We start from the raw sequence: 15,999 nt of genomic DNA, 5'->3' as shown, positions 1-15,999 counted from the left end.
ATTATCCCCTGATGTTAATTTAAAAAAATAGCTTTTTATATATCTATATATTTTAAAAATATAAATAGATAACTTAAAAATTAAATACTAAAAATCATAAAATATTAAATTAGGTGAAAAAATAATGAAAAAACTAATTATTTTATTATTAAGCTTAATCTTAATTTACATGTGTGTCAATATAGCATATACTATTTACAATCCAGATGAAGGATTTACAAGCATATTGAATCATGAGGAAGAAGAAGTTATAGGCAACAATACAATTACCTTTGGTTCAAGTGCTTTTGCAAGGTTAGAGAATTTTGAAAACAGTAGTGTTGGCAGCAATGCAGTAAGATTAGCGGATTCAGGACAAAACTTAACTATAGATGTCAGTGAAATAGATGATTCACTATCATTGCCAGATACTGTAAATGACTTATTGACAAATGATCCTGCAATTACTTCCAATCAAACACTTGATCAAAATGGAGTGACTGTTTATTACTTATATGAAGAAGGGTCCGATTCATACAATGCTAATATTTACTTCAATAAGAATGATAAGAACTATTTGATTAGTGGAAATAATATTAGCTATGATGGCAGTGATTACTTCATTAACAATTGTAAAAACATTATTAACTCTATGGATTTAAAAAAAGAGGAAAGTAAAGGATTTAGTAAATTCTAATAGTTTCTTTTTAAAAATTATTCTTTTTTTATTTCATTTAAATCCCTAATTTTTTTATTCGACTGTGACACATTTTGCTAAGTTTCTAGGCTTATCAGGATCCAAATTACGTGCTACAGAAACATAATAACTTAATAATTGAAGTGGAACAATATAAACAAGCGGTGCCAATACATCATTTACCTCACTATCTATTAAAAATGTATAATCAGATTTCAATACCAAATCCTCATCATCTATTGCTCCAATTCCAATAATATCTGCTCCTCTTGCCTTGACTTCTTCCAAATTGCTCATAATCTTTTTATGGTCTTCTCCAGGAGGAGCAACTACCACAACAGGAACATTTTCATCTATCAATGCAATAGGACCATGCTTCAATTCTCCACCAGCATAAGCTTCGGCATGGATATAAGATATCTCCTTAAGCTTTAAAGCACCTTCTAATGCAATTGAATATGAATATCCACGTCCGATGAAGAACATATCTTCCACATGCCTAAAGTTCTTATCCAATCCTTTATAAGCATTAGGACTTCCAAAAACAGGCTTAAGATATTTTGGAACCTTATCTAATTTCTTAAACTTATAAGCAAATCTCTTGATTTCATCCTGATTTTTTAAAACCTCTTCAATATAAGCAGGCACTTTTTCCAAATCTTTTAAGATTTCTTCTTTTTCTCCAAGCAAACTTGCAAGCAAATAGATTGCAACAAGCTGGCTGATATAGGTTTTAGTTGCAGCAACCCCGATTTCAGGTCCTGCTTGAGTGTAAATTGTATAATCTGCCCTTCTGGTTGCAGAGCTTCCCCTAACATTCACTATTGCCAGAGTCTTTGATGTTTCATTTGCCACATCCAATGCCTTAAGGGTATCTGCAGTTTCACCAGATTGTGAAATGAATATCACCAATGTCCTTTCATTCAATGAGCTTGCAGAATATTTGAATTCTGATGCGAGCAATACCTCTGTCTGTATTCCAGCAAGTGATTCTATTAGATATTTGCCTGTCATGGATGCATGATATGATGTTCCACAGGCTACAAAAAGAACTTTATCCACATCTCCCTTAATCTCATCCACTATTGATTTTACCTTATCCCTTTCACTAAGTGTGTTTTTGACTGCAGATGATTGTTCATTGATTTCTTTTATCATGAAATGAGGATATCCTTCCTTTTCAGCCATATCAGGACTCCAGTCATTGACTTCAATCTCCTTTTCAATAGATTCATCATCTGCATCAAGGAAACTTACTCCATCTTCATCAAGAACAACTATTTCACCCTTTTCAAGATAAGCGATATTCTTTGTATACTTTAAAATAGCAGGAGAATCAGATGCAACGAAGAATTCCTCTTCGCCAACACCAACAATAAGAGGGCTGTCCTTACGTGTTGCAACAATACGATTAGGTTCAGAAACAGTCATTGCAGCTAGAGCATATGCTCCCTCGATAACAGTTATTACCTGACGTACAGATTGTGTTAAGTCAAGGCCGGTTTTCATATATTTGTCTATCAGATGAGCTATCACTTCTGTATCAGTATCTGATACAAATTCATAACCTTCTGATTCCAGATTATCTTTAATGGACAAATAGTTTTCAATAATGCCATTGTGGACGATTGCTATGGTCTCATCTTTGTTTAAATGTGGATGTGAATTGGTTTTACTTGGATCACCGTGAGTGGCCCATCTTACATGTGCAATTCCATAATTACCTTCTAAATCTCTAAGATTAAGTTTAGAATCAACTTCTGCAATTTTACCCGCATCTTTTTTAAGATTAATTTGATTATTCTCTACAGTAGCTATTCCTATTGAATCATATCCCCGATATTCTAATTTAGATATGGAATCAAATAAGATAGGGGCCACATTATCATTTTTTAATACACAACCAACTATTCCACACATAATATCACATCTAATCAAAAATTTCAATACTAAATTACTCTAAAAAATTTAATTTTAAGTTTTGAAAAGAATCTTTTTATTATAAAATATAATTTATCAAAGTCTTTAAACCATTTAACTGTGAACGACAATACATGCCAAAATTACCAGAAATATTTCTATTATACTCATTAAAAAACTCAAGTAATTCTAAATAATTCATTATTAAAGATTTACTGTCCTCTTTACTCAATTGAGAACTTAAAAAAAGATTCGACCAATAATTTAAATGATTTGCTAAAGGCCAAACTAATGAAGGGTTAAATTCTTTTAAAAGTTCAAATGCTTTTTTATAAGTAAAAAGATAACCTTCTAAACGTACCTTAGAATTATCATTAGAAATTGCCTGCTGTGAAGAATCTTTATCCCTTTCCCTATAATAAAGAATTGGAATATTGATAAAAACAGTGAGATTAGATAGTAATAAACTTTGATAAAAGAAATACAAATCTTCAGCAGGTTTATATTCTAAAAATTTTAAGCTATGACCACTTATAAAGGATCTTTTAAATATTTTTGTCCAAATAGCAGGAGGCAAAGCCAAAACCTCTTGATTTTTTACAATGTCATCTATTACTAATTCATTATCGCTTAAATTTAAAATATCCCAAGATTTATCAATTTTTACATTATTTTTTATTTGAATAAAATTTCCAGATACAAAATCGGCATTTTCTTCTGTAATTTTTTTATATAATACTTCACATGCATTTGGTAAGTATTCATCATCCGCATCTAAAAACATTATATAATTTGATAATGCATATTTTAAACCAATATTACGAGGTTTCCCAGCATTCCCACTATTTTCATCAAGATAGAAATATTTAACATTATAATATTTTTTCTTATACTCATGTATAATTTCTTTAGTATTATCTGTTGAAGCATCATCAACAAATATAATCTCAAGATTTTCAAAACCTATAGTTTGATTTAATAAAGAATTAAAGCATTTTTCCATAATTTCTTCTGTATTAAATACTGGAATAATAACGGAAATTAAATACATAATATCACCATTTAATGTTTAAAAATCCCATTAAAACTCTATTAATTTTTTAGAAACAATGAATTAAAGAATATATCAAATCTCATAATTCCTTTCAATAGAAAAAAGTATTAAATTTTAATTCTTTCAATTTAATAAATTTTTTAATGATTTAATATCCACTCATAAACTCTTTTACAATTATTTTTATCAGTGAATTTAAAGAATTTATTAACTCTATTTTTATATTCCTCTTCCATAATACAACCATTATTAATATAATCTTTAATTTTAGAAATTAAATCATCTTCTTCATCAAAAACTTCACCAAATCCCATAGTATCAAAATCAAAATACCCTTTTTGATAATTATACTCATCAGCATATTGGTAATAAATTACTGGTTTCTTTAAAAATGCAAAATCAAAGAAAACAGAAGAATAATCTGTGATTAAAATAGAGGAATCTCTAAATAAATCTTGATATGATTCTTTAGAAACATCAAAAGATAATCTAATATTACTATTAATTTTTAATGAATCAATAAACTTAAAAACTTCTGGATGAGGCCTAAATACTAATTTATAACCTTTTTCATTTAAAAAGTCATTTAAATCTGGATTATTTAAAAAACTATGAATCTTTTCGTAGTATTTTGAATTTACAAAGGAATCTTCATCATGTATTCCTATTCTCCAAGAAGGCATAAACACAATTTGTTTTTTTGATTTGGAATCATCATATAAATTATCATATCTTGGGGGGCCTAAAACTTGAACAACACCTTTATCAAAATTATATCCTTCTCCTAAATAGGATTCTTTCTCTAATTCTGAAGCAGTGTTTAGAAAACTCAATTTATTTGAAAATTTATTTAACATTGAAGAGAAATTACCTACTGCTATCCCATGCTGTAAGAAATATCTTTTAAATTGAGCTAGGCTTGAATATAAATTATAATTTTTTTCATAAAAGGGGTTCATATAAATTTCATTTGTAAATGAAGTAATATATTTTTCAGCAAACATGTACATTATTTCATGTTTTAATGAACCAAAATTTAAAACATTGTTTGAGACTTTTTTCATATTAGCATAATCTTCACTTTCTTTTTTAATAACAAAATACTTCTTTATGCCATCATTTTGTTTAATTGAGTATTTAAACAAATGGGTAGCATTATCATCCGCAAAAATTGGCCTATCCGAGAATAACCAAATTTTTCTATTTTTCATAATTGGATACAAAATTAAATAAATAACTCTAATTAATAAAGCATGCTGATACCCATTTGATTTATCATTATATATTTTCTTTAAATTAGAATATTCAAATCTTAACATATTATGATACTTATAAGGCATTAAAATAAAATTATTATGTTTGAATAATAAAATTTTTGAGTCTTTTACTAAATAAGCACTAGAATCAGAGAAATTACATAAGAATGAAAATTGAATTTTAGGATTATATGTAAGATAATGAGAACCCTCATCAAACTCTAATTCGAAATAAAATTTAGAATTATTTATATTAGACACAGGTGCTTCAACATCAAAATTAAATTTATAATTCCAAGGAATATCTAGGAATATACTATTTTTTCTACTATTATGTGTATAAAATTTAAGATCTGACTTAAATTTTTCCTTACTTCCATTTTCATCCTCTTTAACAAGATAAATATTATATGAATCTGTATTAAAGTAAGAGCTAAAAAGACCGGATATCCTCAAATATCCATCTCTAATTTCTACTATATCCAACCACAGCCAATGATTCTTAAATTTATCTATAATGTAATTTTTTGTTAACATTATAATATCATCATTTTCTTCTTTCAATTCATATTCTTGATTTCTTAGAAACATGAAAAATGCATATAATCTCTTATCTACTTGATGATTTTTTATTACAGTTTTTTCCCCGATATTTTTTATAACATAATTAAAATAATGCCAAAACTCATCTTTTTTTAAATCAGTTTCTAAAATATCTAATGAAGGTTGTCTTAATATCCATTGGAAATCATAAGCTAATAAATATTGTATGAAAACCGGGACATCTCCCTCTTTTTCTTTACAATAATCAATCAAGTATGCAAAAAAGTATTTTAACATATGAGTAAAAGATTCTTTTTTAGTAGATAAATTATCAATCATTGATGTAGTATTATATCTTTGCCTATAATAATAATTGCAAGTATTAATTACCCCATATTTTTTCTTATTTAATAGAATTTTATTTACTACTAATGCATCATAAGCGTGTGTTAAAGTTGTATCAAATTCTAAATTTTTAAAACATTCCCTTTTTACTACTGAAGATGAAATTGATAATTGGGGATTATTTGGTTCTTTAACTAAATCTATCACCCGAGTTTCTTTAAATTTATAATTTAAGTTATGTGGACCATTTTTTCTCTCAAAAAGTATTAAAGGAAGAGCTACTAAATCAATCTCATTATAATGTTTTTCAAAAAATTTATAAACTTCCTCAAAAGTATTTTCAGAAAGATAATCGTCACTATCTAAAAAATTAATATATTTCCCATGAATATATTTGAGTCCCAAATTAAATGCACTTGCTTGCCCTCCATTTAATTTAGAAAAAATATTAATATTATTAGGATATTTTTCTTGATATTCAAGTGCAATATCTTTAGACCTATCCGGACTTTCATCATCAATAATAATTAATTCTATATTTTCCTCAAACCCAATTGTTTGATTAATTAAGGAATCAATAGCTTCAGACAGATATTTTTCCACATTATAAATAGGCATTACAACAGAAAAAAGGAATTTTTTAGTAAACTTTAAAGTATTATCTTTTATTTCTAAGGAATATTCTTTAAGACTTTCCTCATCAAAATTTTTTAAAAAGATATTTGGAACATCATTTAGATAACTATTTTCTAAACATTTAAATAAGAATTCTAATTCAAAACTTTTATTTGATTCTAAAGGAATCTTTATTTTAAAATTATAATTCAAAAAAGATAAAAAAGTATCTTGTTTATTAGTTTCAATATCATCAATTTTATAAAATTTTTTTAAAACCGTACCATTTTCCCCTTTTTTAATGACTTCCAAAGTAATATTATCTTTTAAGTAAGGTATAATAGAATTAGCAGATATAGATAAAACATCACCATCTATTTCAAAATTATTTAAAATTAAATTATTCTCAAAAAAATTTTCTTCATTACGAGAGACTATATAATTATTCTTATCATCATCAATATGGAAATCATTATATTTTATTAACTTAAAAAGATTTTTAGAGAAAAATTTTTCTATATCATATAACTCCAAAATATCATCATCAATATAAGACAAAATTTTTTTAAAAATATTAATCATTAGTTCTCCCTGCATTTTTGAATCAAAAATTAACTTATCTCTAAGTTTAATAAATTTTCTTAAATTGAATGATAAAATGTGCTTTATAAAAATAGGGATCTCATTTTCTTGATTAAGAGAGGAATTAAATAAATTTAAGAAAAAACATTCTAAAATAGTATTTTGAAATCCATTTTCAAAAATAATTGTTTCATGTAATGAATTTTGACTATTTCTTTGCCTAAAATAATACTTTGCAGAGTTAATTACACCATATTTCTTTTTGTTCAATAAAATATTGTTAATATATAATGTATCCTCAAAAGAATTTAAATTCTCATTAAAAGTATATTTTTTTGCAATATCTGATTTAATAAATGTTGAAGAAACAGAATTTTGAATAAAATCTGGTTGAGAATCTAAATAAATTATTTTATTACTACTAAATTTATCATTTAATTCATCTTCTAAATTATTACGTTCAAAATTATAAATAGGAATTGAAACAACATCAATAAAATTTTTTTGAAACTTAAAAAAATCATAAACATCTTCTAATGTATTTTGAGAAATATAATCATCACTATCTAAAAAATTAACATATTCCCCCATAACATGTTTTAATCCTAAATTACGTGCACTTGATACTCCTTTATGCTCTTGAGATAAAACTATAATATTATCAGGATACTGTTCTTGATACTCTAAACAGATTTTCTCAGATTGATCTATACTCCCATCATTTACTAAAATAAGTTGTATGGTATCTTCAAAATTTAATGATTGATTAACAACAGAATCAATAGCTTTTCTTAAATACAATTCGGAATTGTTTACTGCCATAACAATTGAAAACTTAAAAGAAAGATTACTGTCTTTTACAATTTTTTTATTCAAAATAAACTACCCCTAAATATGTTTATTATACTTTTTAAGAATCATAAAAAAATATTATAATTATTATTTATAATAATATCTTTAAAAAAATATTTAAAATTTACTATAAATATAAATAACTAATTCAATAAATGATTTTCAATGCTCTAAAATCCATTTATAAACTCTTTTACAATTATTCCCATCAATAAACTTAAAGAAAGAATCTACATTTTCTTTAAATTTTTCTTCCATTATACACTCATTTTCCAAATACTCTTCTATCCTTTTAATTAAATTTTCTTCATCATTTAATACTTCCCCGAATCCCATGGATTCATAATCGAAATATCCATCATCATAATGATAATCATCATCACTCTGGTAATAGATCACAGGCTTCTTAAGATATGCGAAGTCAAAGAATACAGATGAATAATCCGTAATAAGAAGAGATGAATCTCTAAAAAGATCCTGATAAGAGTCATCTAATGACAAATATACATCCTCACATATATCTATCAAGTCAATGTATCTCATCAATTCAGCATGTGGCTTGAATACTAACTTATAGCCATGTTTATTCAACAACTTATGCAATTTCCCATTATTTAATAAACCCTCTAATGAATTAAAATAATCCGAATTGACAAAGGACTCATCGCTGTCAAATTGGAGCCTCCAGGTCGGCATAAATAGTATCTGTTTATTGTCATCACTATCAGTTAAATTGTCAAATCTTGGGAAGCCAAGAACTTGGATAATATTCTCATCATAATTGTATCCTTCATCAAGGAAGGATTCCCTTTCCAAATCTGAAACTGTTACAATAAGAGAAAGGTTGTTATTGTATTTCTTTACAAACTTGGAGATGTCATCCTTTGTAACTCCATGCTGCAAGAAGAGTCTTTCGCATGTGAAGAGACCTGCATACAGATCCCTGTTATCATGTTCAAAGAAAGGATTTACAAAATCCTCATTGGTAAAGGAACTAATTGCCTTTTCAGCAAAGAGATACAGTATCTTATGCTTTAAGCTAGCAAATGGAAGAATTGAACTGCCATAATCATCTTTCATCTCCTTAAAGCTTGGGCTATCCTCATTTACAACAAAATACTTTTTAACATCATCATTTTGATTGATTGCATATTTGAATAGATGTTTAGCATTGTCATCTGCAAATTGAGGGCGATCCGAAAATATCCATATTCTTTTATTCTTCATAAATGGATATTTGATATAATAAATTAACTTATTTGTTAGAGAAGACCTATAGAATTTAGGCTTAAGTCTTAAAGCCCTTTTAATGTTGCTGTATTCATATCTTAACATAGATAGATAACTATGCTTTACAATATGCAATCTTAAGTCCTTATATAAAACAATGAATGGTTCTTTAGGGAGAAATGCACTATATTCAGATAAGCTCAGACTATGATTGGTTCCAATCAAGGCTTCAAATGAACTTGAATTTGTTCCGTCATCATAATCGATTATGAATTCCAAATCACTCTCTTCTCCTATTGTTAGAGGGATTTCAACATCAAAATTAGTTATATATTTCCATTCATAGCCAAGGTATTTTCTGGTCTTTCTCTCAGGAGTGTTGTAATTGACCTTTCTGCAGATGAACTCCTCAATATTGTTATCTGTTTTCTTTAAAACCTTAATGGAGTAATCCTCATCATTGAAATTGGATATGAACATTCCAGAAATGCTTAATGCATTGTTCTTAATTTCAATTACATCCAACCATATTCTATGGATATTAATTGTATCAATGATATAATCGTTGGTTTTCTTAATTATATTGTTATTTTTGTCTAATTCAACGTATTCCTTATTAGTAAAATTATTTAAGTTATCATTATTCATTAAAAAGACAAAAAAGGATTTAGAATCTTCTTCTATGTTTTCATTGCCTATGACAACATCCTTTTCAATATGATGAATTACAAAATATAAATGTTCCCAGAACTCTTGTATTTCTTCTTTAGTGTCAAAAACCTTCAGATTAGGCACTTTCAATAGCCATTGAAGATCATAAGCCATCAGATATTGGATAAAATTGGGGACCTTTCCCTCAAGAGAAATGGAATAATCTATGATGTTTTCATAAAAATCAGCCAGCCTGTCAGTGAAATATCCTTTCTTTGCTTTTACCTTATCTACTGTAGAACCTCTAATGCTCCTTTGCCTATAATAGTAATTGCAGGTATCTATAACACCATATCTTTTCTTATCCAACAATATCTTATTTATTATCAAGGCATCTTCAAGGTTTACAAGATCTTCATCAAATTCATAACCCTTAAAGGATTCTGCTTTAATGAAAGAGGATGAAGAGGATAAAAGCGGATTATTAGGTTCCTCCAATAAATCGATGATTCTGTTTCCCTTATCAAACTTATTGTTCAAACGATGAGGGCCTTCAGCCCTTTCAAAAAGAATCATAGGAATGGTTAAAATGTCAATTTCTTCAGTATGCTTTTCAAAGAACTTATAGACTTCCTCGAGAGTATTTTTGGAAATGTAATCATCACTGTCTAGGAAGTTCAAATATTTTCCTTTGGCATATTTTAGGCCAAGATTACGTGCACTTGCCTGCCCGCCATTTTCCTTTGATAAAAAAAGAATATTATTAGGGTATTTTTCTGCGTAAGCTTTAGCAATGTCTTTAGATTTGTCAATACTGCCATCATCAACAAGGATCAATTGGACATTTTCCTCGAATCCAATTGTTTGATTGATGATTGAATCAATGGCTTCATTCAAATATTTCTCAACATTATAAACAGCCATGATAATTGAAAATTTGAATTGGTAGTTTGATTTCTCATTCATCTAAAAACATCCCATATTTAGACTTTCAAGTGAAAAAATAGAAAAACATTTAAAAAAAAATAGATCATAACCTAAAACTTCTTAATTGAAAACCTGTTTTTACGCTTGTTTCTTACAAATAGTTTTTGAATAAACTCTAACCTATCCTCTACAGGCAAACTTTTAAGTATTTTGTCAATATTTTCCATTGATAAAGTCTCATTGCTTACAAAATCATAGATAAATAAATCTGTATTATACACTGAATTGATTTCAGTGTCTTCAGCGGTAAATACCCCTACAAAGTTTTTTGTGAAAAATACGTCTTTCTCAACGGTTACAACTGGGTTTCCAATCACATAAGTGTTTGAATAAACAGTAGCATATGGATGAATGAAACTACGAACCCCTACAATAGCTCCAGAACCTATCTTAACTCCTCTTGAAATATAAGTGAAATGATCAATCCATACATGATCTCCAATAAAGACGCTTTCTGAGTAATTAATTCTTTCTTTAGTATTCATATCATAAATCGGATAAGTGTCTATTGTTCTTACAAAGACATCATTTCCAATTACATTATCCTCTCCAATAATTAGATTTTGGGATTCTTGAACATTAATCTTAAAAGGAGCTCCTAATTCATTGTTTTTTCCAATGAAAATAGTTGAATCATGACGCACATAGACCTCTAAAACATAATCCTTATCAGTGTAAGACAAATAAACTATAGAATTGTTTCCAACAAAATTTATATTGGATTTCTTCAATTTAATGCCAGAATCACAATAGAATATGTTATTTACACCATAGAATTTTATTTCAGACTTTTCTAATGTAATTTCCCCAATTACTTTATTTTCTTTTAAATTTTTTATATCTTCAGGATTTTTTACTGTCTCCATACCAATCCAATCCCTAAAATAACTAATCTTAAATTAAAATTATCTAAATCTAATATCTTTCAATTGTTCCTTAGTTGCCTTTTCAGCATCTTTAAGGTAATGATTACATACTTCATTCACTTCTCCAATTTCAACTATCCTTCCCTGATCTATCCAAATTGCTTTGTCACATAATTGTCTTATCTGCGGAATTGAATGAGAAACAAGTAGAACTGTAGTACCTTTATCCATTAAAGATCTGATCTTATCACTGCTCTTTTTTTGGAAGTTTACATCTCCAACACCAAGAACCTCATCAATAATCAATATATCTGGCTCTACAATGGTAGCTATTGAGAATCCTAATTTCGCAAGCATACCAGAAGAATAGTTCTTTACAGGAAAATCAATGAATTCCTCAAGTTCCGAAAATTCTACTATTTCATCATATTTTGATTCAAGGAACTTTTTATCATAACCTAAAATAGCCCCATTCAAGTAGATGTTTTCACGTCCAGAATAATTATGATCAAAGCCTGCCCCTAAAGCAAGGAGAGGGGATATTCTTCCATAAGTTATAACTTCCCCACTTTCAGGAGGATAAATACCTGTAATTACATTTAAAAGAGTGCTTTTTCCAGCACCATTATAACCTATGATGCCCACCTTTTCCCCTTTATAAATTTTAAAATTAATATCTTTTAAAGCTTGGAAGTGAGTTCTTTTTTCCTTATTACGTTTTATTGAACGGATAACATACTCTTTAAGATTATCGATTTTATCATTTCCCACTTCAAAACTTAAAGATATGTTTTTAACTTCTATAGACAATTCCTTATTGGTATCCTGAATTAGATCTGAAATGAGTGAGTCAACATTAGGTTTTGGTTTTTTAACTTGAACTTCATTAATTATTTCATTGTTATAATTAGTAGATTGATTATTTTTAATTTTAGAATTAACATATTTTTGATTTTGAATTAGTTGAATAGGTTCTGAAACTTCTTTTTTCACCATTTCTTTATTTTTTAATGCAGGTTTGGCAATAGGTTTTTTTAAAGCTTCTTTTTTCTTATTTTCAACATGAATAGGAACTATTACATCCTCATCATCATTTTCTTCTATAAATCTTTTAACTTTAGGAGTATCATTTCCTTTTTTTCTTTCTTCTCTTACTTTCATCTCAAGTTTTCTTAATGTAAATTCAGCTTCTTCTTCAGTCATATTGTATCTATTCATTAATTCAAGCTTAGCTTTAATTCTCTTATCTTGAATTCTATTTGCATTAAAATTTGGACTATTTGAAGCTCTATTGTATGTTTTTGGATTATTAACAGAATCCCAGTCCACTGATTTTCTGAATTTTGGATTTTTTCTTTGACTCATTTAACCAACCCTTAGAATTTTAATGTAAGTTTTTTCTCATATCTCTTAAATACAATTACTCCAAGTACTAATATAATTGCAGAAAGAAGAACTAAATTTATCATATTCATCCGGCTTGGAATGGTTCCCCAAAGCACAAGAAGCCTAAATTGATCAATCACCCAGAATACAGGATTCAATATCATATAACTATGGAATGGCTCCGGAATAATATTCATTGGATAAAATATCGCAGAAGCATACATTAACATTAAGGTGATTACTCCCCATAAATGTTGAATATCTGAGAAATATACACATAAAACTGCCAATATCAAACCAGTACCAATAATCATCATGATTAAAGATATTATAGGGAAGATTGCAATGATAGATGTAAATAAATGGAATGGCGCTTTTGTAACAATCATAACACCAATCAAAATTATTAATGTGATAATGAAATTAATAAATTCGGAGATAACCCCTCCTAATGTGAATACAAATTTTGGAGCAGCGGTTCTTTTTAAAATATTAATATTTCCCTTTAAAGACATCATTGATACATTAGTTGCAGCAGTGAAAAAATCAAAAATACATTTCCCAGATAAGAAATAAACAGGATAATTGTCAATGCTACCACCAAATAAATTAGAAAATATGATTGTTAATAAAATCATTATAAGCAATGGTTTTAAAACACTCCATAAAATTCCTAATACTGATCCTTTATATTTTGCTGCAAAGTTCTTTTTAACTATTTCCTCTAATAAAAAAAGAGTATTATCATTAACCAAACTCATAATATTCACATTAAATCCTAATTTTTTAAAAAACTTTATAATTATACTAAAATATATTTTTTCTAATATATATTATTTAATAAGTTAATTATGATATAAAAAATTTTTATTGGTTTAATTTTTTCTTTTGAAATAGAATAGCAACAAATATTTATATTATAATTTATTAAACTAAATATGAAAAGTTTCTAATTTCTTTTTAAAGGTTTTATTATGGTTAGCAAATTTACAGTATTTGGTTCATGCACCTGTAGAGATGTCTTTTATAGTGAAATAAACAAAAACTATAAAGATTTCTTTGAAATTGGACCTACAGGCATTAGGTTATCCTTTATAAGCATAATGCAAGAACCAGTGAAATTTGATGAAAAGGATATAGACATATTTCCAAAAACTGGAAAAAATATTAATTTTACAGCTTGGATAAAGAAAGATTTCAAAAAAACATTCCTTGAAGATTTAAAAAGAGAAAGGTTTGAATATCTTTTAATGGACACTTATTATGATACTAATTTTGGAATAGTCGATATTGGAAACAACAGTTATGTTACAAACAATATTCGTTTAGATGAAACTGCTTTTTATGAAAAGCTGGAACATAAAAGAGTCTTAACTATCTATGACAATACAGAAGAGTACTTTGAAATATGGAAAAGACATTGCGATATGTTTTTTGACTTCTTAAAGGAAAACTGTCCTGATACTAAAATAATCTTAAACCCTAGTAGACATGTCTATCGCAAAATGGATGAAGATGGTTCAATTATAGAATCTGATAGATTTAAACGTGAATGCAAAAAATTCAATCAATACAGAGACCTTCTTGATGAATACATTATCAAAAACTTTGATGTGGATGTCTTATATTTTGATGAGGATACAGTAGCCAGTGAAAACCATTTCTGGGGATGTTCCTCCCTTCATTATGCACCACAATACTTTGAAGGAATAAACGACCAATTGAATCTGATCATTGAACGGGACAAAAGCAATGATGAAACAGCCAATGAAGAACTGAGAAAAGAAAAAAGAGAAAAACTATTGGCCATAATCGAAGAAAGAAAAGAAGAAAGAAAAAGAAAGGCTGCTAAAGATAGAGAAAAACAGCTTTTAAGAAAAGTTAAAAACAAGATCCAAACCAATAGAAGAAGTCATACAAGAAAATTAGTGGAAGACTCTACAAAACGTGTTGAAATAGAAAAGCAAGTCAATATAGAAAAAGTGGAAAAATAATCCTAAATCCTATTCTTAAATCTTTTCCATAGTTTATAATAAACATTTGGACTTAATGAAAACAAAACCAATTTCAGCTTGAACTTCCAATCATCTTTTGAATAGACCTTGAACTCTTTCAATTTATTGAATAAGTCAAGCTCATCCATTTTATTAAATATCTCATCCTTATCGTAATCATTGTAGAAGAAATAATTCATATTGCCGAATACGAACTTAGGAAGTCTGGAATGGACCAATTTTTGACTTAAATCATAAAAAATAGGATTATCATAAGAAAAATCATTGAAATAATCATAAAGCCCTTCAAATAGTTGAACAGATTCAAACCTCTTTAAAGAACTGAATCTGCTGATTGACTCTTCCATTTGATAATAGTAATAAGTGTATTTATTAACGAATTTTACCATATCACAATTAACTAAATACCTAATGGCAAATTCAGTGTCTTCACCATAATCAAATTCTTCATTGAATCTAATATTATTTTTCAAAATGATATCTTTTTTATATAAAAGCAATACAAAAGAAAATGGAATCTTCATAAGTAGCTCCAGATTAATTATATCCACAGCCTTAATAATATTGCCAGTCTTTCTAGATAAGTCTAATAAAGGATCAAATCTATCCACCTTAAAATCAAATAGATTTCCTTCATTATCCACCTTTAATCCTTTAACAAAAACAGAATCATGATCTTTAATATTATCATAAAATGTTGACAGATGGTCTTCCCGGACAATGTCATCACTGTCAATGAAAACTATATAATCACCACTTGCCTTTTCCAAACCTCTATTTCTTGAATATCCTGGTCCCTTATTGGTTTCATTTACAATCAAATTATAAGCAATATTTGAATTTTCCAATGTATTGACAATTACATCTACAGTATTGTCACTGGAATTGTCATCAATAAAAATAAGTTCAAACTCCTTGAAGATTTGATTTGATAATGAATGAATTAACCTTTCTATTGTATTTGAAGAGTTATAAGTAGGCACTATAACACTTAATTTTATTTCACTCATTTAAATCACTG

The 15,999-nt window shown here is 27.5% G+C and carries 10 protein-coding genes; 2 read left to right on the top strand and 8 right to left on the bottom strand.

Going from position 1 to position 15,999, the window contains the following annotated elements; genetic code table 11:
* Positions 1 to 124 precede the first annotated feature (124 nt).
* Positions 125 to 676, top strand: coding sequence for a hypothetical protein (locus tag QZU90_RS00945; RefSeq protein WP_296854954.1), 552 nt, complete (start codon positions 125 to 127; stop codon positions 674 to 676).
* Between the two features lie 54 nt (positions 677 to 730).
* Here the strand turns inward: QZU90_RS00945 and glmS are convergent, their stop codons facing one another.
* The 7 genes from glmS to QZU90_RS00910 all read right to left on the bottom strand — a co-directional run bounded on the left by glmS (position 731) and on the right by QZU90_RS00910 (position 13,724).
* Positions 731 to 2,596 carry a glutamine--fructose-6-phosphate transaminase (isomerizing) gene (gene glmS, locus QZU90_RS00940; RefSeq protein ID WP_296854952.1) on the bottom strand — a complete coding sequence of 622 codons (1,866 nt, stop codon included), beginning with the start codon at positions 2,594 to 2,596 and terminating at the stop codon, positions 731 to 733.
* 79 nt (positions 2,597 to 2,675) lie between these two features.
* Entirely contained in the window at positions 2,676 to 3,647 is a 972-nt protein-coding gene (locus QZU90_RS00935; RefSeq protein WP_296854950.1) for a glycosyltransferase family 2 protein, read from the bottom strand.
* Between the two features lie 143 nt (positions 3,648 to 3,790).
* On the bottom strand, positions 3,791 to 7,867 hold the full coding sequence (locus QZU90_RS00930) for a glycosyltransferase (protein WP_296854948.1): 4,077 nt from the start codon (positions 7,865 to 7,867) through the stop codon (positions 3,791 to 3,793).
* A gap of 138 nt (positions 7,868 to 8,005) precedes the next feature.
* Positions 8,006 to 10,690 (bottom strand): CDP-glycerol:glycerophosphate glycerophosphotransferase, encoded by a 2,685-nt coding sequence (locus tag QZU90_RS00925; RefSeq protein WP_296854946.1) that lies wholly within the window; start codon positions 10,688 to 10,690, stop codon positions 8,006 to 8,008.
* Between the two features lie 71 nt (positions 10,691 to 10,761).
* Complete coding sequence (locus tag QZU90_RS00920; protein WP_296854944.1) at positions 10,762 to 11,577, bottom strand: acetyltransferase; 816 nt, start codon at positions 11,575 to 11,577, stop codon at positions 10,762 to 10,764.
* Between the two features lie 39 nt (positions 11,578 to 11,616).
* Positions 11,617 to 12,942 carry an ABC transporter ATP-binding protein gene (locus QZU90_RS00915; protein WP_296854942.1) on the bottom strand — a complete coding sequence of 442 codons (1,326 nt, stop codon included), beginning with the start codon at positions 12,940 to 12,942 and terminating at the stop codon, positions 11,617 to 11,619.
* Between the two features lie 11 nt (positions 12,943 to 12,953).
* Positions 12,954 to 13,724, bottom strand: coding sequence for an ABC transporter permease (locus QZU90_RS00910; RefSeq protein WP_296854940.1), 771 nt, complete (start codon positions 13,722 to 13,724; stop codon positions 12,954 to 12,956).
* A 213-nt stretch (positions 13,725 to 13,937) separates the two neighbouring features.
* On the opposite strand from QZU90_RS00910, the gene QZU90_RS00905 reads away from it, so the two are divergent.
* Positions 13,938 to 14,957 carry a DUF6270 domain-containing protein gene (locus QZU90_RS00905; protein WP_296854939.1) on the top strand — a complete coding sequence of 340 codons (1,020 nt, stop codon included), beginning with the start codon at positions 13,938 to 13,940 and terminating at the stop codon, positions 14,955 to 14,957.
* A 2-nt stretch (positions 14,958 to 14,959) separates the two neighbouring features.
* On the opposite strand, the gene QZU90_RS00900 is transcribed toward QZU90_RS00905, so the two are convergent.
* Positions 14,960 to 15,988 (bottom strand): glycosyltransferase family 2 protein, encoded by a 1,029-nt coding sequence (locus QZU90_RS00900; RefSeq protein WP_296854937.1) that lies wholly within the window; start codon positions 15,986 to 15,988, stop codon positions 14,960 to 14,962.
* Between the last annotated feature and the right edge of the window lie 11 nt (positions 15,989 to 15,999).

Origin of the sequence: uncultured Methanobrevibacter sp. (genome assembly GCF_902784195.1) — an archaeon.
GTDB lineage: Archaea > Methanobacteriota > Methanobacteria > Methanobacteriales > Methanobacteriaceae > Methanobrevibacter.
The sequence above is the reverse complement of the archived record's forward strand: the minus strand, read 5'-3'. Positions and strand labels throughout refer to the sequence as shown.

Bases quoted from the DNA above. Each gene is read 5' to 3' on its own strand.
- QZU90_RS00945 (WP_296854954.1), top strand. From the start codon at position 125: ATGAAAAAACTAATTATTTTATTATTAAGCTTAATCTTAATTTACATG.
- glmS (WP_296854952.1), bottom strand. From the start codon at position 2,596: ATGTGTGGAATAGTTGGTTGTGTATTAAAAAATGATAATGTGGCCCCT.
- QZU90_RS00935 (WP_296854950.1), bottom strand. From the start codon at position 3,647: ATGTATTTAATTTCCGTTATTATTCCAGTATTTAATACAGAAGAAATT.
- QZU90_RS00925 (WP_296854946.1), bottom strand. From the start codon at position 10,690: ATGAATGAGAAATCAAACTACCAATTCAAATTTTCAATTATCATGGCT.
- QZU90_RS00920 (WP_296854944.1), bottom strand. From the start codon at position 11,577: ATGGAGACAGTAAAAAATCCTGAAGATATAAAAAATTTAAAAGAAAAT.
- QZU90_RS00915 (WP_296854942.1), bottom strand. From the start codon at position 12,942: ATGAGTCAAAGAAAAAATCCAAAATTCAGAAAATCAGTGGACTGGGAT.
- QZU90_RS00910 (WP_296854940.1), bottom strand. From the start codon at position 13,724: ATGAGTTTGGTTAATGATAATACTCTTTTTTTATTAGAGGAAATAGTT.
- QZU90_RS00905 (WP_296854939.1), top strand. From the start codon at position 13,938: ATGGTTAGCAAATTTACAGTATTTGGTTCATGCACCTGTAGAGATGTC.
- QZU90_RS00900 (WP_296854937.1), bottom strand. From the start codon at position 15,988: ATGAGTGAAATAAAATTAAGTGTTATAGTGCCTACTTATAACTCTTCA.